This is a genomic window from Sphingobacterium sp. UBA865 (genome assembly GCF_002295765.1).
GTDB classification, from domain to species: domain Bacteria; phylum Bacteroidota; class Bacteroidia; order Sphingobacteriales; family Sphingobacteriaceae; genus Sphingobacterium; species Sphingobacterium multivorum.
Genome location: NZ_DBGB01000042.1, coordinates 1 through 22,994, shown reverse-complemented (window position 1 = coordinate 22,994; position 22,994 = coordinate 1). Strand labels below are relative to the sequence as shown.

Sequence of the window (22,994 nt, the reverse complement as noted above, 5' to 3'; positions counted from 1 at the left end):
GAATTTGACTGGCTTTTATTTGGTTTTTACCGCATTTTTGGGTAAATTTAACTAAGCATTTAAAACATATAGTTAACAAAAGATTATAATATGAAAACTTCAATTGGAATTAAAGATGCGGACTTGAAAAAAGTTGCAAAGTTGCTAAATGTGCTGTTGGCAGATGAACACATTGTCTACATGAAGACGCGTAACGCGCATTGGAATGTGGAAGGTGCGGATTTTCATGCTGCTCACTTATTTTTGGAATCACAATACGATGAACTAGCTGAAGTGATCGATGAAGTAGCAGAACGTGTACGTACTTTAGGGCATTATGCGGTAGGTACCTTTGATAAATATTTGAAATTGACTCGTTTAACGGAGTCTACTTCAGAAAAAACCGACAGTCAGTCCTATTACAAAGAATTGTTGGCTGACCATGAAGCTATAGCGATGTCAATTCGTGCCGACATTTCTGTGGTTGAAGGCACTTCGGATAATGGTACGGAGGACTTTTTGGTTGGACTATTGGAAAAGCATGAAAAGATGGCCTGGATGCTTCGTGCGCATTTTGTTAAGTAAGCTGTAGAAGTTTATCCACAGGTATTGAAAAAAATCCCGTCTATCCCAATAGGCGGGATTTTTTTTTGTGTTTTGTTGTCAGCGCAGGATTAATTTTCTATCTTAAAGAGGAATTAAGCCTTCAGAAACTTTTTAACATATTACAATTATGCTTGAAGACGACAACCTAAATCAAACCACACTACATGAGGAGGAAAATGATGGTACTTTGGAGAGTATGCATCATGTGAATAATCCGGTATTGGATTTACCGAAAATTGAAAAGAAATACCTTGAAACGATAGTAGCCCACAATCAAAACGATAAGTCTTATTATTTTTCTGACGGCAAAGCCAAGGTAGAAATTAAGATCGTCACGGATGAGATCGTGCGAGTACGGCTGGCTCCACAAGGGACTTTTTTGGAGGATTTTTCGTATGCCTTGGCCAAGAAAGATCACCGCGTCAGTATACATCAATGCAAGGAAGAGGCAGATCATTATCTGGTGCATACGAATACTATTTCCTGTAAGATCAATAAGAATGATTTTTTGATTTCTTTTTCTGATCGCTCGGGTAAACTGTTCAATGCAGATTTGGCTCCGATGCACTGGGAGGAAAACCCTGATTTTGGAGGCTATTATGTATATAGCACAAAAGTGGCCTTTGAAAATGAAGCTTTTTATGGACTGGGGGACAAGGCCACTAAATTGAACCTGAGAGGTAAAAGACTTAAAAACTGGAATTCAGACACTTATGCTTTTGCTTACGATCAGGATCCACTTTATAAAACTATTCCGTTTTATATTGGTTTAAAAGATGGTGAAGCCTACGGTATATTCTTTGACAATACCTTTAAAACGTATTTTGATTTCGCCGCGGAAGATCCGGGAAAAACAAGCTTTTGGTCCGAAGGAGGGGAACTGCAGTACTACTACATCCATGGTCCACATATTATCGACGTCATCCGTCGCTATCATACGCTGACAGGTACACATTACCTGCCACCGCTGTGGGCAATTGGTTACCATCAGTGTCGCTGGAGTTATTATCCCGAAGCGAATGTCCGGAAGGTTGCTGAGGAGTTTCGGAAGCGACAGATCCCCTGTGATGCGATTTATCTTGATATCGATTACATGGAAGGATACCGCTGTTTTACCTGGAACAAGCAGTATTTTCCCAATCCTAAGAATATGATCAGCGATTTGGCCAATGATGGCTTTAAAACGGTGGTGATGATCGACCCGGGCATCAAGGTTGATGAGAACTACTGGGTGTTCAGGGAAGGAAAGGAAAATAGGTATTTCTGTCGCCGCGGGGATGATTATTTTATGGAAGGATTTGTGTGGCCGGGACGTTGTCAATTTCCTGATTTTACCAATCCGGAGGTTCGTCAATGGTGGGGCACCTTATATCAGGGCCTTGTGGAAGATGGCGTGGCTGGCTTCTGGAACGATATGAATGAACCGGCCGTATTTGGCCGCGGAACATTCCCCGACGATGTACGTCACCAATATGACGGGCATCGGGGTTCGCATCGTAAGGCACATAATATCTACGGCATGCAGATGGTCCGGGCAACCTATGATGGTTTAAAGAAATTGTATAAAAATAAACGGCCATTTACCATCACCCGAGCGGCTTATGCGGGAACACAACGCTATTCTTCGGTCTGGACCGGCGATAATTTGGCGAGTTGGGAACATCTCAAGTTGGGAACCTTGCAGTTACAGCGTTTGTCGACTTCGGGCATGTCCTTTTGTGGAACGGATATTGGTGGGTTTACGGGTGAACCCGACGGTGAGTTATTTACGCGATGGATGCAATTTGGCGTTTTCTCGCCTTTTATGCGTGTGCATTCCGCTGGCGATACCCGCGACCGGGAGCCCTGGAGTTTTGGGGAGGATTGGGAAAAGATCAATCGGAAATTTATCGAACTCCGTTATAAGTTGTTGCCGTATATCTATACCTGTTTTTGGGAGCAAACGAAGTATGGTTTTCCCATATTACGTCCGATTTCCATGGTCGAACAGCATATACCGACCAATTGGCAACGTGAGGAGGAATTCTGTTTTGGGGATAAAATATTGGTATCCCCAGTATTGCAGCCGGGACAAAAAAGCAAGATTGTCTATCTGCCTGAAGGTACTTGGTTTTATTATTTCAATAATGAAACCTACGTGGGCGGTAAAGAACATACTGTTCCTACGCCGATTGATGAGATGCCGATTTTCATTCGTGGGGGATCTGTTATCCCCGAATATCCAGTGATGCAATATACTGGTGAAAAGAAAATTGAGGAGCTGCAGCTCAATGTTTACTTCGCTGAAGGTGTAACCCGTTCGTATGTGTATTCGGATCATGGCGACACCTTTGCCTATGAGCAGGATATTTATCTTGAAAAATGCTTTACCGTATCGGGGCTCAAAGAATCCCTGTCGATTAAACAGACGCAAGATGGGCTTTTTACGGAGCGGTATGAGGAATATAAATTACAGTTAATCGGCTTGCCTTTTCAGGTTAAGAAGGTGAAGACTGATGGTATTGAGACAAAAGTACAAGTAGATGATAAGGGGCGGTATTGGATTAATGTCGCACGAGAATTTGATAACATATTGATAGAAGGTTAAAACATGACCAATGAAGTAATTCCGCATAGTCTATTTTCTGAATTTGATGTCGCCTTATTCCAGTCGGGTAAGCACTTCAAATTATACGAAAAGTTCGGTTCACACGAGCTGGAAGTCAATGGTGAAAAAGGCGTTTATTTTGCGGTTTGGGCTCCAAATGCAAAATCGGTCTTTGTAACCGGCAACTTCAATTTTTGGGATAAAGCGCGTCACGCGCTCTATGTGCGCTGGGATGGTAGCGGAATCTGGGAGGGATTTATTCCGGGGCTTGGCAATGGGGAGGCGTATAAGTATGTTATTGAGACTTATACTGGCGAACAACTTGAAAAAGGAGACCCCTTTGCTTTTCAGTGGGAGATCGCGCCAAAGACTGCTTCCATTGTTCATTCGACCTGGTTCGAGTGGCAGGATAAGCAATGGATGCAGGAAAGGGCTGTTAAAAACAGGCTGGATCAACCATGGTCTGTCTATGAAGTGCATTTAGGATCTTGGTCGCGGGATCCCGAAAGTCCGGATACTTTGCTCAACTACCGCGAAATCGCTGTGGCGCTCGTATCCTATGTGAAGGAAATGAATTTTACCCATGTAGAATTTATGCCCCTGATGGAACATCCCTATTACCCTTCTTGGGGATACCAGATAACGGGCTATTTTGCTGCGAGTTCACGCTACGGATCGGCACAAGATCTCATGTATCTGATTGAGGAGCTGCATGCCGCCGGGATAGGTGTATTGTTGGATTGGGTTCCTTCGCATTTTCCAGGTGACGCACATGGTCTTTATCGTTTTGACGGTACGAGCTTATACGAGCATGAAGATCCCCGTAAAGGGTTTCATCCCGATTGGCAATCCTATATTTTCAACTACGGACGTAATGAAGTGCGTTCTTTTTTGATCAGTAATGCATTTTATTGGTTGGATCGTTTTCATATCGATGGACTTCGGGTCGATGCGGTTGCTTCTATGCTCTATTTGGATTATAGTCGAAACGCAGGCGAGTGGATTGCCAATGAGTTTGGTGGAAATGAGAATCTTGAAGCGGTACAATTTTTAAAAGAACTGAATGAGGCCGTTTACGGACATTTCCCACATGTGCAGACCATCGCGGAAGAATCGACTTCCTGGCCGGGTGTCAGTCGCCCAACCTATGCTGGTGGATTGGGGTTTGGAATGAAATGGATGATGGGCTGGATGCATGACACATTGGATTATTTTAAAGAGGATCCGATTAATCGCAGCTATCATCATGATCGACTGACCTTTGCGACAGTATATGCTTTCCATGAAAATTTTATGCTACCGCTGTCACATGATGAGGTTGTCTACGGAAAGCATTCATTAATTTATAAGATGCCGGGCGATGAATGGCAAAAGTTTGCCAACCTGCGGGCATTGTATCTCTTTATGTATACTTTTTCGGGAACAAAATTGCTGTTTATGGGCGGAGAATTTGGGCAGACTTCGGAGTGGAATGTAAACCAATCGCTTGATTGGCATCTTTTGGAATTTGCGCCACACCAGGGTATGAAGCAATTTGTAGCCGACCTGAATACGATTTATAGGAGCCAACCAAGTCTTTACCAGAAGGCTTCTGACGCTTCGGGCTTTGAATGGATAGATGCTGGTGATCGTGAAAATTCGGTTGTGGTCTATTGGCGAAAGGGATTTGACGCCTGGGATGATACGGTTGTTGTACTTAACTTAACGCCTGTTGTTCGGGAACATTTCCGTATTGGTTTACCTTACGCTGGTGAATGGGAAGTGCTGTTGAATTCGGATGATTTGACCTATTTCGGTTCTGGAATACATCAGCTGCTCATTCATAGTGAACACCTGCATTGGATGAACCAGGTACAGTCTGCTCAAGTTCATTTACCTCCGCTTGGCGGATATATTTTGAAAAGGAAGAGAGCGGTAAAGGAAGTCAATCCCATTAAACAAGGCGAGCGTATCCCTGTATAAAATCTTGTTATTAAATCTCATGCTGTAAAAGAAGAATGAACGTATTTCACTTGAGTGTAGAATGTTATCCCGTGGCCAAAGTAGGTGGTCTCGCGGATGTCGTGGGCGCGCTGCCCAAATACCAAACCAAACTGGGATGGGAGGCAACGGTTGTCATGCCTTGGTATGATCGTCCTTTTGTTAGGGATCATGCTTTTAGCCTAGTTCATGAAGGTACTTTTTATCAAGGATCTGAATTGCTGCGCTACAGTGTTTATAAGGAAGATCATCAGGTACTTGGATTTGAGCTCTACCTGATTAAGATTCCAGGTAAACTCGATCGGCAGGAGGTATATTGTTATCCGGATGAAGGCGAGCAGTTTATCGCCTTTCAACATGCTGTTTTGGCGTGGTTTAAGGATAAAAATATAGTACCTGATATTGTGCATTGCCATGATCATCATGTCGGCTTAATGCCTTTTTTGATGAGGTATAGCAATGACTATAACTTTCTTGCCGACGTTAAAACGGTGGCCACCGTCCACAATGGGCAGTATCAGGGCTGGACACATTGGAGTAAAGCTATTCTGTTGCCCGCTTTCGATAGCTGGAAATGGGGACTATTGGACTGGGATGGTTTAATTAATCCGCTTGCAGCCCTCATCAAATGTTGCGATGCGTACACAACGGTCTCCGAAGGTTATCTGGAAGAGCTTTATGTGGAAGCAAATGGTTTGCAGCAGCTGTTTTATGATGAGCGAAATAAATCTGTCGGTATTGTCAATGGAATTGACTGGGAAATCTGGGATCCTAAAATTGATTATACCTTGCTAGAAAATTACGATGCTGTACAAGCTTTTTCCGGAAAGTTGAAAAATAAGGAGGCTTTGGCGAAGCAGTATAAAATCAATCCAGATCGACCGTTACTTGTTTTTATCGGCCGATTTGCAACAGAAAAAGGAGCGGATTTACTTCCGGAGATAATTTTGGATTTGACGGAGAAATATCACGATAGATTAAGTATATTTATACTGGGTGCCGGAGACCCAGCGATCCAGTCACGTGTGAAATCACTCGTCGATGATGGAATTGATAATTTTGATGTGTTCTTTGGTTATGATGAAAATCTGGCCCATTGGCTTTATGCCAGTGCGGATTTTCTTTTAATGCCTTCCCGTGTTGAGCCCTGTGGACTTAATCAGCTCTATGCTATGAAGTACGGTACATTGCCGATCGTGCATCAGGTGGGGGGATTAAAAGATACGGTAATCGATCTGAAAAATGATGGCTACGGTATAGGTTTTGATAGTCTGACAATCACTGAAATTAGTGCAGCGATTGTTCGGGCTATAAATTTTTACGATAGTAAAAAGCAGTTTGAGGAGAATCAACGTAAAATGATGCAGTTGGATTTTTCTTGGGATAAATCTGCAGCGAAGTATATAAGTCTATATAACCAATTAATGTAATTTGATATGTCACGTCATAATGTAGTAGCTATCGTCTTGGGCGGAGGAAGGGGCTCACGTCTGTATCCATTGACCGATCAACGGTCTAAGCCAGCAGTTCCCATTGCCGGGAAATATCGCTTGGTGGACATTCCCATCTCGAATTGTCTTAATTCGGGTTTTAACAAGATTTTTGTGTTGACACAATTCAATTCTTCGTCACTCAACTCCCACATTAAGAATACCTACAACTTTAGTATTTTTAGTAAGGGCTTTGTCGATATCTTGGCTGCTGAACAGACCAATGATGGCGATAAATGGTTCGAGGGTACGGCAGATGCGGTACGCCGATCGTTTCGGAAGCTGGCTAGCATTGATTATGACTATGTACTGATTTTATCGGGAGATCAGCTGTATCAAATGGATTTTGATGCGCTGGTTGACTTTCACGTCGAAAACGAAGGCGACCTGACCATTGCCACTATACCAGTAAACGCCAAAGATGCCACCGGTTTTGGTATACTGAAATCGGATGAAAAGAATCATATTACCTCTTTTATCGAGAAGCCGAATAGCGAGCAGCTGGTAGACTGGAGTTCAGAAGTGAGCGATCATTTAAAGGGTGAGGGCAGAGAATTTCTGGCCTCTATGGGTATTTATGTTTTTTCAAAAGGCGTCCTGAAACGTATGCTTGAAGAGAATCGCGGAATGGATTTTGGTAAAGAAATTATTCCCGATGCCATTGATACAAGTCGGGTGCTTAGCTATCAATTTGAGGGCTATTGGACAGACATCGGTACCATAGGGTCTTTCTATGAAGCCAACATTGGTTTGACCGATAATATTCCGGCCTTCAATCTGTTTGATAAAAATACGGTTTTCACCCGTCCAAGGATGTTGCCGCCTTCTAAGATTTCGGGTACAACATTAATCAATTCGGTCATTTCGGATGGCTGTATTATCCAAGCTGATAAGATAGACCGTTCCGTCGTGGGCGTTCGTTCTCGGATTGGTACAGGATCTGTTGTGCGCGGTACTTATATGATGGGATCAGATTATTATGAGGATCTCGTCGATATGGAGGAAGCAAAGCGTAAAAATATACCTGTGGTCGGTGTTGGAGAACGGTGTTATATTGAGAATGCTATTTTGGATAAAAATTGTCGTATCGGCAACGATGTCCGGATCAATGGTGGACCTCATTTGCTGAACGCCAATCACCCCACCTATACCATTTGTGACGGCATTGTTGTTATCAAAAAAAATGCTGTAATTCCAAATGGAACAACAATAGGATTGACAAGCTTATAAAATTTATAGAACAAGGGAGATAATATATTGTTATCATTTCATGTTATTCATATAAAAGTATCTTGAAAAGTAATTACCTGAAGTCAAATTTTGCCTTATACAGGCAAATTAACGTCAGATGGTATTGTCTTTGCTAGCAAAGAATAGATATTATAATGAATAGTATGCGATTGAGACAGATTATCTCCCTTTGTTTTGTGTTGTTTGTTCTTTTGGGCTGCCAAACGTCATTGATGGTTCAAGGTACAGGTGTCTTGCGTGATGCCTCACGAAAATTCGAGCTTCGCCATGGCGATCGATCAGTCGTTTATATTCCAATGCGGCATCTGGGTACGCGGGTGTACTATGATCAAATTCAGCGCGCTGTAGATTCCCTCCAACGTTCGGGCTATGTTGTTTTTTATGAAAGTATCGCCTATCAGGTGGATAGTGCGGCACAACGTGATCTGTATGACCGCAAATTTAGAAAACTTACAGGCAATCGGCTCGGGCTGCAGCAATGTATTGAAATACCGGGCGATACCTCCCGGGTTCTTCGGGCGCCCATGTACCGTAAACTGGGGCAACGAATCATCAGTCAGCCCGATTATTCCTTTTTCCTGGTGAATTATGAAACGGCGGTGAATGCGGATATTCCCAAAAATAAATTGCTTGACGAGTTTGAATACCTATATGGTACGATCAAACTGGATGATTGTGATTACAAAACACCGCTCCAAGAACCTTATTCCTGTAAACCGATCAAAGCAGCCTTAAAGAACAAATTTGATAAAGAATTTGTCATGAAAAAAAGGGAAGAAAACCTGGCATCATTAGTTGCTGACGCCCCACAGCAAAAGATTTTAATCTTATTCGGAACCTCACATTTTAAAGGCTTTTTGCGTAATTTGCAGGCTCGGGATCCCAAATGGATACAGATCAACTAATATGTTAGGAAAACTATTTATTATACTGCTTATACCAGTAACCATTTATGTTGTTTATTACCTGTTAAATCGTACGGCCAAAAACAGCAAAGCCATTAAACGTGTATTAAGCGATGAAGGAAAGGAAATTCTGGAAAAAGAAGTTGCCTATTACCGCAATCTGTCCGATGCGGATAAAATGGAATTTGAAACCCGCTGTTTAAAATTTTTGGATACAGTCAAAATTGAAGGTGTGGGCGTAGCGGTTGAGCTGAAAGATTATATGATGATTGCCGCCAGTGCAATTATCCCAATATTTGCCTTTAAGAAATGGACTTATCCCAATTTGACCAATATTATGGTTTATCCTTCCCAGTTCAATACAGCGTATGAATTTGAAGGCCATGCTGACCGAAATATAATGGGAATGGTAGGTGAGGGAGCCATGAACGGACAAATGATATTGTCCAAATCGGCATTGGAGTATGGTTTTAGGAACCCAAAAGATGGACAGAATACAGCGATACATGAATTTGTACACTTGATCGATAAAACCGATGGTACTGTGGATGGCATTCCAACACATCTGATGGATAAAGCTTCAGTCATTCCTTTTATGAATCTGATACGGGAAGAGATTGCCAAAATAAAGGCGAATAAATCTGATATTGATGTCTATGGCATGACCAAACCAGCCGAGTTTTTTGCAGTTGCGTCTGAATATTTCTTTGAGGACCCAGCGAAATTCAAGACCCATCATCCTGAACTGTATAAAGCACTTTCTGAAATTTTTGAACAAAGTTAGTTATAGATAAATAAAATTTTACTATTTTTAAGGCAAACAGAAGTTGTTTGCCTTTTTTCTGCGAGCACCCTGCTCCTGGGCTGGAAAGAAGATCATCGCTTCGCTAAAGTTTTGTTAATTATAACTGTTATGCCTAAAACTACAATTTATTCTTCTATTGCCCTGGCTTGTATGCTATTTTGCGGCAGTAATCCGGGATTTTCCCAGCAGCGTTTTGCTACAGGGACAACATTTACTGAAATGGCCGATCCGACAAAGGATACTTTATCCAACTGGTCGAATGTTAAAGCCGGCCTACATGCTTCGTTTGTATCGATAGACAAACGTTATCCCAAATCTGTCAATCCAAATCTGACAACACAACGTACGGCGACTGTAGATGCCTGGAAAGGTGAACAAGTATCGGCGCAAGTATTGTTATGGACCAGTGCTGCCACAGCGCATGTCGCTGTATCAGCAAGTGAATTAAAATCTACAACAGGCAAGGTGATTGGCAGCGATGCGGTACAAGCGCGTTTTGTTCGTTATGTCATGACTGATGAATTTGCAAGTGGCTGTGGCCATCGTAAGCCAGAAGATTTTAAAGCTTCTCTTTCGGCAGATATGTTGGATGATCTCAAAAGCTATGAACTTGAAGCGAAGAAAGTCCGTCCTGTATGGATTACCGTAAAGGTTCCCAAGGAAGCTGCAGCTGGACAATATAAAACGACAATTTCGGTTCAGCAAAATGGCAAGGTGAAAGAGCAATTACAGCTTATCGTCAATGTTCAAAATCATGTGCTGCCGCCATCGTCGCAGTGGACTTATCATTTGGACCAATGGCAGCATCCTTCTGCTGTGGCTCGGGTCAATAATGTGAAGATGTGGAGCGATGAACATTTTGAAGCGTTGAAGCCGACCATGAAACAGCTTGCAGCTGCTGGGCAAAAAGTGATTACAGCGACTTTAAATAAGGATGCGTGGAACGTACAGACCTATGATCCCTATGCGGATATGATCACCTGGAAGAAAGCAAAAGACGGTTCCTGGGCTTATGATTATTCTGTTTTTGATCGATGGGTAAACTTTATGATGGATCTAGGGGTCAACAAACAGATCAATTGCTATTCGCTTTTACCATGGAACAACGAGGTACATTATTTCGATGAGAGCAAAAATGAACTGGTCAATGTGATTGCAAAACCCGGTACAGCAATATTTGAGGAGCTATGGACGCCTTTCTTAAAGGATTTTAGTAAGCATATTAACGCAAAGGGCTGGTTAAAGATTACCAATATTGCGATGGATGAAAGAGGCCGGGAAGAAATGGATCCAGCGATCGCCTTATTGGAAAAAGTAGCGCCCGAATTTGGTGTTGCATTTGCTGATAATCACAAAAGCTACCAACGCTATCATAAGAGTACAGATATCAGCGTCGCCGCTGGCGATCCTTTTGATCAGAACGATCTTATTGAGCGACGTAAAAAAGGATATATCACGACATTTTATGTGTGCTGTTCGGACGAATTTCCAAATCAATTTACGTTCTCGGATCCAGCAGAATCCACCTATATGGCTTGGTATGCGCTGGCGGCAGGTTTCGATGGGGCACTGCGTTGGGCATTCAACTCCTGGGTGAAGGATCCACTGCATGATTCAAGGTTCCGTACGTGGCCGGCAGGAGACACCTATATCGCTTATCCGCAAGGAAGAAGCTCTATCCGTTACGAGCGTATGTTGGAAGGTATTCAGGATTATACCAAAGTCGGCATTCTGAAAGCCAAGTTGGAGAAGTCAAAAGATCAAGCCAACCTAGCGAAGCTAAATGCAAAAATTGCAAAATTAAATACCGCAAAACGCTATGCGGACTGGAATAAAGATCTCAATGATGCAAAGCGTTTTGTCGATGAATTGTCGCGACAAATCAACTAAGGATTTATCCAAGCTATCATTTTAAAAAAGCTGTTTCAATGAATTTGAAACAGCTTTTTTTGTTGAATACAATTTCTTTTTATTTCAAGTATAGCGAATTGTTGGCTTTAATTTGAGCTCAGTGTATACCTGCTCCCAATTGAGGCTGTTATTGCACATTCGACCAGATTATACGCTTGGGAAACGACAGACCTGTTCAGCTAATGTCCCAAACCATTACGCTACATTATTGTTGTTATTAAATAGCGGCAATATAATTTGCACGATGCCGCTATCACAAAATCTTAAATTATAGTATAAGTATGAAAAATGTAGCACACCAGATTGTGGGTCTTTTAAAGGATGCGGGAATTCAGCGTATTTATGCCGTAACGGGCGATAGTTTAAATTTTTTCAACGAAGCTGTTCATGCAGATGGAACGATGCAATGGATACATGTCAGGCATGAGGAAGTGGGGGCATTTGCTGCAACGGCAGAAGCTGATTTGCACGGGATCGCCTGTTGTGCGGGAAGCAGTGGGCCAGGGCATGTGCATCTGATCAATGGTGTTTATGAAGCACACAAGACACGTGTACCCATGCTTGTGATCGCATCAACATGTGCTACCTACGAATTTGGAACCGATTATTTTCAAGAAACCAATCCAATCAAACTGTTTGATGATTGTTCTTGCTACAACCAAATGATCACTCGGCCGGAGCAGGTGCAACGTATGGTGCAAAATGCATTACAACAGGCTATCTCTAAACGGGATGTTGCAGTTATCGGCCTACCTGGTGACGTATCAGAAATGGAAGCGGTTCAAATGAATACTTCAACGAAGGTGTTTTTTACTGAGCCGCAAATTAGACCTTCGGAGATGGAAATTGGGCGATTGGCACAATATATCAATCAGGCAGAAAAGATAACCTTGTTCTGTGGTGTGGGCGCCAAGAAAGCACAGCAGCAAATCGTAGCGTTATCACAAAAGATCCATGCGCCAGTTGGTTATTCATTTAAAGCAAAGTTGGATATTCAACGCGACAATCCCAATGAAATCGGGATGACAGGACTTCTAGGAATGGCTTCGGCTTTTCAAAGTATGCATCATTCCGATCTTATTTTACTTTTAGGGACTGATTTTCCTTATAAGGATTTTATACCGACCAACAAAACTATTATCCAGATTGATATTGAAGGTGAAAAGCTAGGGCGCAGATCCATCGTAGACTATGGGCTTGTTGGCGATATTGAACATACCTTAAAAGCGGTATTGCCCTTTGTAGAAGCGCGTTCGGATACGAAATTTCTGGAGAAGCAGCTTGCTTCTTATGAAAAGGTCAAGGAAGATCTCATGACGTATGTGGAGGATTCAGGCAGCGAATGCGCAATACAGCCAGAATTTGTCGCTCATACCATTGATCAGAAAGCCAATGATGATGCGATTTTCTTGCTTGATACCGGGATGTGCTGTGTTTGGGGAGCACGTTATATTAATCAGCGAAAGGATCGAATCATGCTGGGGTCTTTCAATCATGGGTCTATGGCTAATGCCATGCCAATGGCTATTGGAGCTGCATTGACACATCCTGAGCGCCAGGTTATTGCTTTTTGTGGCGATGGAGGCCTATCCATGTTGTTGGGGGATCTGGCAACAATAAAACAATATAACTTACCGATCAAAATCATCGTCTTCAACAATCGTGCACTTGGTATGGTTAAATTGGAGATGCAGGTATCAGGTCTTAAAGATCAGGAAACTAATATGGTCAATCCAGATTTTGCGATGATCGCCCAGGCGATGGGCATACGTGCATTTACGGTGACTCAACCCCAGGAGGTGGATGGTGTTATCCATGAGGCTTTTGGGATTGTCGATGAGCCTGTCCTAATTGATCTATATACCAATCCCAATGCATTGGCTATGCCACCCAAGATATCCTTCAGTCAAATGAAAGGGATGACAGAAAGTATGGCAAAATTAATGTTGTCGGGTAATTTCGAAGAGGTGTGGGATACCATTAAGTCGAACTATAAACATTTGAAATCGCTTTGATCCCTTGTGACGGCGAATTATTGAATATATTTAAAGCCCCTAGAAGCATAAAGCAGAGGGGCTTATTTTGTGTTAAAAGTGACTTGAATGTGTGGCGGTCAGACCATAAGAGGCTGATCGGCGGATAGTCGAAATTTGAAGGAAAATGTTATCTCAACATTGACGTTGAACAAACCAAAGGCTTTTAAGTAATTCTTCTTTACAGCGTCTGAGTTTTTCAATTTTGGATTCGGAAGGAATCGTAACTTGCTCTTTAACAATAATAGCCAAGTCTGTTTCAATGGACAATTTTGTGAGTGATGTACATCCACTATCAAATTTCTTAAAGCTTACATCTTTCATACTAATATTGGTTAAGAATTCCTGAATTTTATAATGTACAATTTACTAATAAAAATTAGCTTTACAATAAGCCTACGATAATTTTATTGTTACTAAATTGTTTATTTTTAATAGCTTATATCGTGCTAAAATAGTAGACTGCTATCTAACTTATAAACAATATTCGCTTGCTTTTTGTTTTTTGAATTTGAAAATTTTAAATGGTAGTTATTTAAAACAAAAATTCTTTTGAATTGCTATCTATACGATCAAACAAAAAATAGACGATGAGAATAATCAATTTCGGATTTATAGCGTTGCTGTGTTGTGCGGGCTGCCATCAGGAACAAAAAAAACAAGTTACTTCATCGAAACGCAATGATACTGTTCAAACTACTCAACCGTTGGATACCGCGGGGTTTCTTAGTGGAAAGAGTACATATCAGTACCTTAAAAATGGCGATACCATTTCACTGTCAATCACTGTTGATGGAGAAAAGGTGCATGGTGATCTTAGCTATGCCTGGAAGGAAAAAGATCGTAATAGCGGACACATTGATGGGCTATTGAAGGCGGGGATTTTAACGGCCGATTATACTTTTTCTTCTGAAGGACAAGAATCGGTCCGTCAGGTGATATTTAAATTATCTAAAGCTCGTGCAATGGAAGGTTATGGTGCGATGGAGGAGAAAGCTGGAAAAATGTCTTTTGTTGATCCGAAGAAGATTGCATTTGATGAGAAATTCGCGTTAGAAAATGTAACGAAGGGCCAATGAGATCAGCTTGGGGGTAAAAATTAATAGGCCGATCAATAGCGCGGTGATGCTGCTTATCATCACTGCCGTTGCGGCGACATCTTTCATCTTTTTGATGTTTGGGTTATGTTCTGGACAGATAAAGTCAGCCATATTTTCCAATGCAGTATTTAACAACTCACAGACGAATACAAAACCAATGGCAAAGAGTACAGCAATCCATTCGTGGGTACTGATGTGAAGCACAACGGATAGCAGTATGGCCATAATGGCCGCTATACAATGCACCCTGAAATTATGTTCTTCCTGCCAGGCTGTTTTCAACCCACTGAAAGCATAGTGAAAACTCTTTAATCTGGCACGGAATGAAAAGTTGTTTTTGGCCATAGTTGTCATGCTATTTTCTGTAAAGATAGCGCTTTCTGCTTATCCAGGTATACTGGATTTTTTTATTGCATGTTGTCTATGATGTCCGTCGAGTTTTGTTATGTATATTAGCCTTCACTAGGTAATTTATCGTGCGATCTGAACCCCCTTTTACTTTATCATATTTTTTTTGCAAATGCCTCCTAATTTTAATTAAATTGCTGTATGATCTATAATTTTGACAAAACGATTGTTCGTCGTGGTACCGATTCGGTCAAATGGAATCAACACGATTATGCCGATTTGATTCCACTCTGGGTTGCGGATATGGACTTTCCAGCAGCACAACCAGTCGTGGATGCACTTGCGCAACGGGTTCAACATGCGGTATATGGTTATGCTACGATTCCAGCTGCTTTTTACAGCGCAGTGATGAGCTGGTCCTCACAGCGGCATAAATTTGTACTTCAACCGGAATGGATACTTCCAGTTATCGGTGTGGTACCGGCGCTTTCGGCTTTGGTAAGCGCATTGACATCACCCGGAGATAAGGTTTTGGTGCAAGAGCCTGTATATCATTGTTTTTTTTCTTCCATAGAACGCAATCAAGCCCAGGTGGTTTCCAATGACCTGATTTATCGTAATGGCGAGTATACGATCGATTTTGAGGATTTTGAGCATAAAGCAAGTGATCCGAAAGTCAAGTTATTTATTTTATGTAGCCCACATAACCCGGCTGGGCGAGTTTGGACCCGAGCTGAGCTTGAACGTCTTGGTGAAATCTGTTTGCGACACCAAGTTTTAGTCATTTCGGATGAAATTCACTGCGATCTGGTATTTGAAGGCTATACACATATTCCTTTTGGAAGTATCAGTGCAGCCTTTTTGGCGAATTCGATTACCTGTGTAGCACCGAGTAAAACCTTTAATTTGGCGGGATTGCAGGTCGCTACAGTTCTCGTGGCCGATCCTGAACTCAAGAGGAAGGTGCAACAGGCTTTCTTAGCTAATGAGATCAGTAGCATAAGCCCCTTTGCCATTACGGGCTTGATCGCTGCGTATGAGTGGGGCTGGGAATGGTTGGATCAGGCTTTAAGCTACATCCATGCAAATTATCTGTATTTGAAAGGCTTTATGAACGAACATCTGCCTGCTTTGCATGTGCTTCCTTTGGAGGGTACTTATCTGGTATGGGTAGATTGCGCCGCTTTGGGGATTTCAAGTCGAAAATTGGGAAAGCTCTTATTGGATGAAGCGCATGTGCAGGTGAATGTAGGTGCGATGTACGGGAAGGGGAGTGATGACTTTATTCGCCTCAACATTGCTTGTTCGAGGGAGGTATTGACAACAGGCTTGTTGCGTTTGAAGACTGTTTTCTCTTCTTTGCTCCAAGGGGCAAAATAGTAAGCGAAGCTATTCTGAGTTAGATGAATAGGTTCTGATTTACGGTGATTCTCCGTTCATAGTGGCATGCCGCCGGGCGAATCGGAAATAGCGTGGTGAACAAAAAAAAGCCGCTGCATCTCTCGATGCAGCGGCTTTCTTGCGCCTTGTTTTAGACCAGATTAGATACCCATTTCTTTCAGGATAAAATGCGCGTTGTCAATTTTATCGGCAACCCAGAGGACATAACGAATGTCGACTCCGATGGATCTGCTGTAACTCTCGTTCCAAGCGAAATCATTAATTGTTGCGTCGTAAGCACGGTCAAAATTTACACCGATTAATTCACCATTGGCATTCATTATTGGAGATCCTGAATTTCCACCTGTAGTATCCATATCATATAAGATATTAACCGGCACGGATCCCAGGTCTTTTTGAAGATACGGACCAAAATTTTTGTTGAGGTAAGCTGTTTTGATTTCTTGTGGATAGTCAAATTCTGCTAAACCAAGATTTCCTTTTTGAATAATCCCTTCGATTGTTGTAAACGGTTTCATATAGGTTGCGTCAGCAGGCGAGTAGCCTTTGATGTGCCCGTAAGTCAGACGTAAGGTTGAATTTGCATCAGGAATAAAGTTCTTGGCCTGAAAAATTTCCTTAACGGCGACATAATCGCCCATTAATTTGTTCAGTACCCCTTCACGTCTTTTTTGCTCTGCGGCGAAATCGACAATGTCATTGTTCAGCTTACTCTGGAAATCCAATAATTTGTCGTCAAATTTTTGCAGTGCATCGGCATTGGCCAATACGGTATTTAGCATGTAATTTTGATCGCCAAGTTTACTGTTCTGAATAATCTCTGTTGCAAATTCTTGTGCAGTAGCCGTATTAAATTGCAATTTCTGAATGGAGGCCAATTGATTTTTACCTTGGAATGCAATGGCATCTTCCAACATTCGGGAGAAAATACGCTGATCAGCTTGCTTATTGTAGCTTTCGTAAGTTTCTTTAAGTGCTGTTTTTAACTTTTCAATATTTAAATCGAAAAGCTGTTTGGCCATCTGGGATGATTTTTCCTTGGCTAAGTTGGTTTTCAGAACGTTTAGGTCGCGAGCTACTTTCAATAAGCTTGTGCTGTTGTAAATATTGTTGATCCAAAGTTCTTTCAGGGCATCTTGATCACTGAGCTGATAATAGGCATCAATATCAGCGAGTAGACTTCCATATTTGTTTTTCAATTCGGGTTTACTTAAGATAAACGCTGCCAGTGCTTCGTCTTCTTGTTTTTTTGTCGATAGCAAGTCGATTCCTCGTAAGCCCTTGAGTTTACCACGATAGTTTTTCAATACATTCGCATTACGTTTTATGCGTGTTGCCAAGGACAGGGCGATATCGGTATTGTCTTTTCCTGCTTCCTCCATCTGTTTATTTTGGAAATCATACAGGTTGGATACGTAAGGCAAAAGATATTCCTGTTGATATTGAATATATTGTGCTGGTCTGTGTCGGAATGTTTTTCCGGGATAACCAAGGATAAAGGTGAAATCATTTTCCCGTACCCCATTTGGATTGACTTTAAGGTGTTTTTTGGGCTGGTAAGGAACGTTATCTTTAGAATAAGGTGCAGATTTTCCGTTTTTGCCGATATAAGCTCTCAGAAAGGAATAATCTCCCGTGTGGCGTGGCCATACCCAGTTATCGGTCTCTCCACCAAATTCACCGATGTTTTGACGCGGAATATAAACCAAACGAACGTCTTCAATTGTTTTATAACGGAATAGGACATAACTTTTGCCGATAAACATTTCCGATACTTCAGCTTTAATCGTCGGATCTTCCTTTTCAGCTTGTTTAACCAGTTCTTGTTGTTTACGTTTGATCGTATTGATACGCTCCACTGGATCGCTGATGTTAGCGACAGCATTTAATATTTTAGCGGAAACATCCTCATAAGAATCGGTAATTCTTATTTTTAATCCTTTTGCCTCAATTTCCTGCTCTTGATTTTGTGCGACAAAACCGTTTTTTAGGTAATTGTTGATTGCTGTACTCGCAAGTTGAACGGCAGAAAAAGCACAATGATGATTGGTAATAATCAGACCACGGTTTGAGACAAACGATCCGGTACATCCACTGACTTGAACCAGAGCATCTACCAGTCCGACCTGACCAGGATTGTAGATGTCTCTCTCACTGATCTTTAATCCAGCTTTCTTCAATCCAGCTCTATTTAATTCGCTCAATGGAAACATTCCCTCATCAGGATTTGCCTTGCTATAAGGACTGTTTGCCATGGTTAAGAATAAAGCTAGTGCAATTGTCGTACGATTTATAAACTTCATAGGATTTTAACTATCAACTGTTGTAAATCTCCAAATTTAAGAAAAGCATTTCGATGAAATCGATTTTTTATGTGAACTAATGTAACAATAGTGGATATACAGGATCTTTTTGGCAAGGTATTTATTGTATAATCAGCAGGCCAAATACCCCTGTTGACTTTAATTGTAAAGGATTTGACATTGGTTTACGACAGGAATCGTAATTTTGTGCTTTAAAGATAGTAAGATGACCTTAATCCAATTGGAATATATTATAGCTGTTGATACCTACCGAAGTTTTGTTGCAGCTGCAGAAAAATGTTTTGTCACGCAACCTACGTTGAGCATGCAAATACAAAAACTTGAAGAGTCTTTAGGGGCAAAAATCTTTGACCGGAGCCGTCAGCCTGTTGTTCCTACAGAAATCGGCGAGAAAATTATTCTTCAAGCTCGAATGGTATTGACGGAAAGCCGAAAAATCAATGAGATTGTACAGGATAAAAAAGGGGAAATTGAGGGCACGCTAAGGGTCGGTGTTATCCCGACAATCGCACCATATTTACTTCCGAATGTGCTGACCACATTTATGGAAAAATATCCAAAGCTACAATTGCAGATATGGGAATACACGACAGAACGGATTGTGCATGAATTGAAGGTCGGACTTTTGGACTGTGGTGTGCTATCTACTCCTTTAAATGACCCTGGGATTTTGGAGTCGCCTTTATTTTACGAAAATTTTGTCGCCTATATATCCGTCAATAGCCCCCTGTTTCCGAAAAAAATACTGAGTGGCGATGATATTGCCGATGATAAACTTTGGTTGCTCAATGAGGGGCATTGTATGCGTGGGCAGGTACTTAATATTTGTCACCACAAACACAATCAAGATCTTACAGGAAGATTTGAATATAACACCGGTAGCGTAGAGACCTTAAAACGTATGGTCGATATCAACGATGGCATCACCATATTGCCTGAATTGTCGATTTGGGATTATTCCGACGAACAATTGGATCGTATCCGTTATTTCAAATCACCAGAACCGGTACGCGAGATATCATTGGTGACCACACAGAACTATGTGAAGAGACAGGCCATCCAGGCGCTGGAAAGAGAAATATTGGCCGTAGTACCCGATAAATTCAAAACAAAAAAGAAGAAGGAAGTGTTGAGCTTTCAATAGAACGATATGGGAAACCTCAAAAGACGTTTTTTTAAAAAAATAGACCAGATCAATCAATGGCGGATGAAGAAAGTTTCGAATCGGAACTTTATCATTATACTCGCATTTTTGGTTGGAATTGTCGGTGGTATTATGGCATCTGTACTGAAAAGATTAACCCATTTTATTGCAACGACTATACAAGATGATATCGACTGGAAAGTAAAATACTCAGTTTACTTAATTTTTCCATTGATCGGAATATTGCTCAGCGTGTTTTTTGTTCGCAAATTTCTAAAAGGGAAGAAGATGGAACATGGGATTACACCCATTATCTATGCCATCAGTCGGAAAGGCAGCCGATTGGATCCCAGTAATATTTATTCTCAGGTAGTGACCTCAGCTATAACCGTTGGCTTTGGCGGTTCCTGTGGTTTGGAAGCACCAGTTGCTTTGGGCGGGTCTTCTATCGGTTCTAATATCGCCCGTTTTTTTGGACTGCAGTATAAGGAAGTTACCATGTTATTGGCTTGCGGTGCAGCAGCAGGAATTTCAGGTGCATTCAACAGCCCTTTGGCCGGAATGATCTTTGCCATCGAGATTTTGCTTCCAGAATTTTCAATTCCCGTGTTCATTCCTTTGCTGATCTCATCAGCATTGGCTTCTGTTGTCTCTCGTGTGCTTTATAATGAACCCTTATTCAGTACATTCAATTCCGACTGGCAGGTTTCGGCCTTGGTATTTTACCTCTTGTTGGCCGTGTTGATTGGGCTTTATACGATTTACTTTGCACGTGTTTCCAGAAGTGTGGGTAAATGGTTTTCTAAGATTAAGAATCCCTATAATAAAGTCTGGGTCAGTGGAATTGCTTTAGGTCTGATGATTTTTGTATTCCCGGCACTGTATGGCGAGGGCTATATTACCATTCAGCAGATTCTGAATGGTCAGTTTAACTCGATTGTTAAGAACAGTTTGTTTTCAGACTATAAAGATATGGGATTAGTCGTCCTGGGTTATACGATATTGACTTTATTTGGAAAGTCCCTTGCCGCATTATTTACTTTAAATGGCGGTGGAAATGGTGGTGTATTTGGACCAAGTTTAGTCATGGGCGGATTATTAGGATTTGCATTTTCGTATGGTGTAAACTTAACCGGAATAGCCGAGTTAAATGTGCCAAATTTTGTGGTAGCGGGGATGGCCGGTGCGTTGAGCGGCATTATGCATGCGCCGTTGACGGGCATATTTTTGATTGCTGAAGTGACCGGAGGTTATACGTTAATGGTTCCATTGATGTTGGTTTGTTCCATTTCTTATTTGATTAATCGAGCCGTGCTAAAGCATTCCATTTACACCAAGGTATTGGCCGAGTCCGGCGATCTGATTTCTTATGAAGATAAGGATCGATCCGTGTTAAGTATGATGCGGATTAAATATGTATTGGAAACTAATTTTGTGATCTTACGCCCTGACGAAACACCAAAAGGTCGACAAACAGACATCATCCATAGTAAACGCAATATCTTTCCCGTGGTTGATTATGAGGGCAAATTTATGGGACTTCTTTATAGTGAGTTTCTATTTTCAGTCTTATTGGGCGAAGTGGATGGGGGAGATACCACCTTTGAGAAATTAGCGCAGAAGCCAAATGATACCGTTGGGATCAACGAAAACATGGAAATCGTGATGGCTAAAATGAATAAGGACGATACGTGGATACTTCCGGTTTTAGGGGACGAAAATAAATATATGGGCTTTGTTTCCAAATCGAGTGTATTCAATAAATATCGCGCATTACTGATCCGTCAGGGGCACTATTTGGAATAAATCAAGTAGACAGTTAGGACCCGAAATAAAGCGTGTAAGGATGAACTTCCTTGGATTACCTTTAAACCCAAGGAAGAACAGTGAATTTTTTAAGCGCGCAAAGCCATTATCTTCGTGACATATTTCCCGATGATATCAAACTCCAAGTTGACTGTGCTCCCCACTTCAACCTGCTGCAAGTTGGTATGCTCTAACGTATATGGAATGATGGCAACGGAGAACTGATCGTCTTTAGAATCGACTACTGTCAAGCTAATACCATTTACGGTAATGGATCCTTTTTCTACGGTGATATTTTGTTTGGAAACATCATATTGAAAGGTGAAAATAAAACTACCATTTTCATCTTTCTTTTGGATACAACGCGCAGTCTGATCTACATGTCCCTGAACGATATGTCCATCAAATCTTCCGCCTGCCAAAGTACAGCGTTCCAGATTGATCAGATCGCCCACCTTTAACTGAGCCAGATTTGTCTTCTGTAGGGTTTCGTCAATTGCTGTCACTTTATGGAGATCATTGTTTAATCCTACTACAGTAAGACAAACGCCATTATGACTAACGCTTTGGTCTATTTTAAGTTCATTGGAAATAGCAGAACTGACGTAAAAATGGATATTACTTTTCTCCTGTTCGATATTTTCTATTTTTCCTAAGGTTTCTATGATTCCAGTAAACATGTTATTTTATTTTTGATTGTTTCCAAAGTTACTAAATAAAAAAATGAAATATGATTGTTAAGGTCGCACAAATACTGTCGCGATAAGTCAGGCGTATGCTAGTTGAAACTGGACTTGATGTTCAAACTAGCAGGATCGTTATAGCGATTGTTAAAAGGATCTTTAAAAAGGGCAATCCATCATTTCGGACCCTGTTTATGCATCCAATTGAACCTGTAAAGAATAAGAGTGCTTGATAAAACGAAGCAAAGGAGTGCTCCCTTATTACATAGTAAATTTAAATAATGCACGAGTTAAATACTGTGGTTGGGAGGCGCTGAGCGAAGCTACCAAAAAAAAAGCTTGTTGAAAAATGCAAAAAGATTGTAGTGTACATTGTACACTTACTATTCCTTTTGTGATTGCTATGCTAAAACAAATTTATGGGAGTTGAAAAAAAATATAACAAAATTTTTGTTTATATCATTTGAAGCACTATCTTTGTCCTAGGTTTAGGTTGATTGCCTCTTACAAAGAGGTATTTATAAAAGCTTAGCAGGTCGCCCGACCGAATGCTAAGCTTTTTTTTGTTTCTAGTTTTTTAAAATTATTGCTTTCTTAGTTTACTGATAAACAGTTGTTTGGGATCATACCGAAAGTTTGGG

Annotated in this window: 17 protein-coding genes; 13 read left to right on the top strand and 4 right to left on the bottom strand. The window is 41.3% G+C overall.

Annotated elements, in window-relative coordinates; translation table 11 throughout:
* Nucleotides 1-90 precede the first annotated feature (90 nt).
* From B2O97_RS23215 to B2O97_RS23175, 9 genes are all read left to right on the top strand, one after another.
* Complete coding sequence (locus B2O97_RS23215; protein ID WP_070569738.1) at nt 91-564, top strand: Dps family protein; 474 nt, start codon at nt 91-93, stop codon at nt 562-564.
* Nucleotides 565-712: 148 nt separating this feature from the next.
* Nucleotides 713-3,172: a glycoside hydrolase family 31 protein gene (locus B2O97_RS23210; RefSeq protein ID WP_286768265.1), complete on the top strand. Its 2,460-nt coding sequence runs from the start codon at nt 713-715 to the stop codon at nt 3,170-3,172.
* Nucleotides 3,173-3,175: 3 nt separating this feature from the next.
* Nucleotides 3,176-5,134, top strand: a complete 1,959-nt coding sequence (gene glgB, locus B2O97_RS23205) for a 1,4-alpha-glucan branching protein GlgB (RefSeq protein ID WP_286768264.1) — start codon at nt 3,176-3,178, stop codon at nt 5,132-5,134.
* Nucleotides 5,135-5,169: 35 nt separating this feature from the next.
* Nucleotides 5,170-6,582: a glycogen synthase gene (locus tag B2O97_RS23200; RefSeq protein WP_286768263.1), complete on the top strand. Its 1,413-nt coding sequence runs from the start codon at nt 5,170-5,172 to the stop codon at nt 6,580-6,582.
* A 6-nt stretch (nt 6,583-6,588) separates the two neighbouring features.
* Nucleotides 6,589-7,872, top strand: a complete 1,284-nt coding sequence (locus tag B2O97_RS23195) for a glucose-1-phosphate adenylyltransferase (RefSeq protein WP_070569746.1) — start codon at nt 6,589-6,591, stop codon at nt 7,870-7,872.
* A 164-nt stretch (nt 7,873-8,036) separates the two neighbouring features.
* Nucleotides 8,037-8,798: a hypothetical protein gene (locus B2O97_RS23190; protein WP_139145087.1), complete on the top strand. Its 762-nt coding sequence runs from the start codon at nt 8,037-8,039 to the stop codon at nt 8,796-8,798.
* Between the two features lies 1 nt (nt 8,799).
* Nucleotides 8,800-9,582, top strand: a complete 783-nt coding sequence (locus tag B2O97_RS23185; protein ID WP_286768262.1) for a zinc-dependent peptidase — start codon at nt 8,800-8,802, stop codon at nt 9,580-9,582.
* A 129-nt stretch (nt 9,583-9,711) separates the two neighbouring features.
* Nucleotides 9,712-11,493 (top strand): DUF4091 domain-containing protein, encoded by a 1,782-nt coding sequence (locus tag B2O97_RS23180; protein ID WP_286768261.1) that lies wholly within the window; start codon nt 9,712-9,714, stop codon nt 11,491-11,493.
* Nucleotides 11,494-11,795: 302 nt separating this feature from the next.
* Nucleotides 11,796-13,529: a thiamine pyrophosphate-dependent enzyme gene (locus B2O97_RS23175; protein WP_070569752.1), complete on the top strand. Its 1,734-nt coding sequence runs from the start codon at nt 11,796-11,798 to the stop codon at nt 13,527-13,529.
* A 153-nt stretch (nt 13,530-13,682) separates the two neighbouring features.
* Here the strand turns inward: B2O97_RS23175 and B2O97_RS23170 are convergent, their stop codons facing one another.
* On the bottom strand, nt 13,683-13,871 hold the full coding sequence (locus B2O97_RS23170) for a hypothetical protein (RefSeq protein ID WP_112374468.1): 189 nt from the start codon (nt 13,869-13,871) through the stop codon (nt 13,683-13,685).
* Between the two features lie 266 nt (nt 13,872-14,137).
* On the opposite strand from B2O97_RS23170, the gene B2O97_RS23165 reads away from it, so the two are divergent.
* Complete coding sequence (locus B2O97_RS23165) at nt 14,138-14,626, top strand: hypothetical protein (RefSeq protein WP_286768260.1); 489 nt, start codon at nt 14,138-14,140, stop codon at nt 14,624-14,626.
* Here B2O97_RS23165 and B2O97_RS23160 read toward each other — a convergent pair.
* A complete protein-coding gene (locus tag B2O97_RS23160) occupies nt 14,600-14,992 on the bottom strand; it encodes a diacylglycerol kinase family protein (protein ID WP_286768259.1) in 393 nt (130 codons plus the stop codon). The genes B2O97_RS23165 and B2O97_RS23160 overlap by 27 nt on opposite strands.
* A 204-nt stretch (nt 14,993-15,196) precedes the next feature.
* On the opposite strand from B2O97_RS23160, the gene B2O97_RS23155 reads away from it, so the two are divergent.
* A complete protein-coding gene (locus B2O97_RS23155) occupies nt 15,197-16,375 on the top strand; it encodes a MalY/PatB family protein (RefSeq protein ID WP_286768258.1) in 1,179 nt (392 codons plus the stop codon).
* Nucleotides 16,376-16,536: 161 nt separating this feature from the next.
* Here the strand turns inward: B2O97_RS23155 and B2O97_RS23150 are convergent, their stop codons facing one another.
* Entirely contained in the window at nt 16,537-18,699 is a 2,163-nt protein-coding gene (locus B2O97_RS23150) for a S46 family peptidase (RefSeq protein ID WP_286768257.1), read from the bottom strand.
* Nucleotides 18,700-18,925: 226 nt separating this feature from the next.
* On the opposite strand from B2O97_RS23150, the gene B2O97_RS23145 reads away from it, so the two are divergent.
* Together B2O97_RS23145 and B2O97_RS23140 are read left to right on the top strand one after the other, a co-directional pair.
* Nucleotides 18,926-19,864: a hydrogen peroxide-inducible genes activator gene (locus B2O97_RS23145; protein WP_046675858.1), complete on the top strand. Its 939-nt coding sequence runs from the start codon at nt 18,926-18,928 to the stop codon at nt 19,862-19,864.
* A gap of 6 nt (nt 19,865-19,870) precedes the next feature.
* On the top strand, nt 19,871-21,670 hold the full coding sequence (locus B2O97_RS23140) for a chloride channel protein (RefSeq protein ID WP_201639395.1): 1,800 nt from the start codon (nt 19,871-19,873) through the stop codon (nt 21,668-21,670).
* An 89-nt stretch (nt 21,671-21,759) separates the two neighbouring features.
* Here the strand turns inward: B2O97_RS23140 and B2O97_RS23135 are convergent, their stop codons facing one another.
* Entirely contained in the window at nt 21,760-22,350 is a 591-nt protein-coding gene (locus B2O97_RS23135; protein ID WP_046675860.1) for a riboflavin synthase, read from the bottom strand.
* Between the last annotated feature and the right edge of the window lie 644 nt (nt 22,351-22,994).

Coding starts and splice junctions, on each gene's coding strand:
- B2O97_RS23135 (WP_046675860.1), bottom strand. CDS start 22,350: ATGTTTACTGGAATCATAGAAACCTTAGGAAAAATAGAAAATATCGAA.
- glgB (WP_286768264.1), top strand. CDS start 3,176: ATGACCAATGAAGTAATTCCGCATAGTCTATTTTCTGAATTTGATGTC.
- B2O97_RS23160 (WP_286768259.1), bottom strand. CDS start 14,992: ATGGCCAAAAACAACTTTTCATTCCGTGCCAGATTAAAGAGTTTTCAC.
- B2O97_RS23215 (WP_070569738.1), top strand. CDS start 91: ATGAAAACTTCAATTGGAATTAAAGATGCGGACTTGAAAAAAGTTGCA.
- B2O97_RS23210 (WP_286768265.1), top strand. CDS start 713: ATGCTTGAAGACGACAACCTAAATCAAACCACACTACATGAGGAGGAA.
- B2O97_RS23150 (WP_286768257.1), bottom strand. CDS start 18,699: ATGAAGTTTATAAATCGTACGACAATTGCACTAGCTTTATTCTTAACC.
- B2O97_RS23170 (WP_112374468.1), bottom strand. CDS start 13,871: ATGAAAGATGTAAGCTTTAAGAAATTTGATAGTGGATGTACATCACTC.
- B2O97_RS23195 (WP_070569746.1), top strand. CDS start 6,589: ATGTCACGTCATAATGTAGTAGCTATCGTCTTGGGCGGAGGAAGGGGC.
- B2O97_RS23175 (WP_070569752.1), top strand. CDS start 11,796: ATGAAAAATGTAGCACACCAGATTGTGGGTCTTTTAAAGGATGCGGGA.
- B2O97_RS23190 (WP_139145087.1), top strand. CDS start 8,037: ATGCGATTGAGACAGATTATCTCCCTTTGTTTTGTGTTGTTTGTTCTT.
- B2O97_RS23200 (WP_286768263.1), top strand. CDS start 5,170: ATGAACGTATTTCACTTGAGTGTAGAATGTTATCCCGTGGCCAAAGTA.
- B2O97_RS23140 (WP_201639395.1), top strand. CDS start 19,871: ATGGGAAACCTCAAAAGACGTTTTTTTAAAAAAATAGACCAGATCAAT.
- B2O97_RS23155 (WP_286768258.1), top strand. CDS start 15,197: ATGATCTATAATTTTGACAAAACGATTGTTCGTCGTGGTACCGATTCG.
- B2O97_RS23165 (WP_286768260.1), top strand. CDS start 14,138: ATGAGAATAATCAATTTCGGATTTATAGCGTTGCTGTGTTGTGCGGGC.
- B2O97_RS23185 (WP_286768262.1), top strand. CDS start 8,800: ATGTTAGGAAAACTATTTATTATACTGCTTATACCAGTAACCATTTAT.
- B2O97_RS23145 (WP_046675858.1), top strand. CDS start 18,926: ATGACCTTAATCCAATTGGAATATATTATAGCTGTTGATACCTACCGA.
- B2O97_RS23180 (WP_286768261.1), top strand. CDS start 9,712: ATGCCTAAAACTACAATTTATTCTTCTATTGCCCTGGCTTGTATGCTA.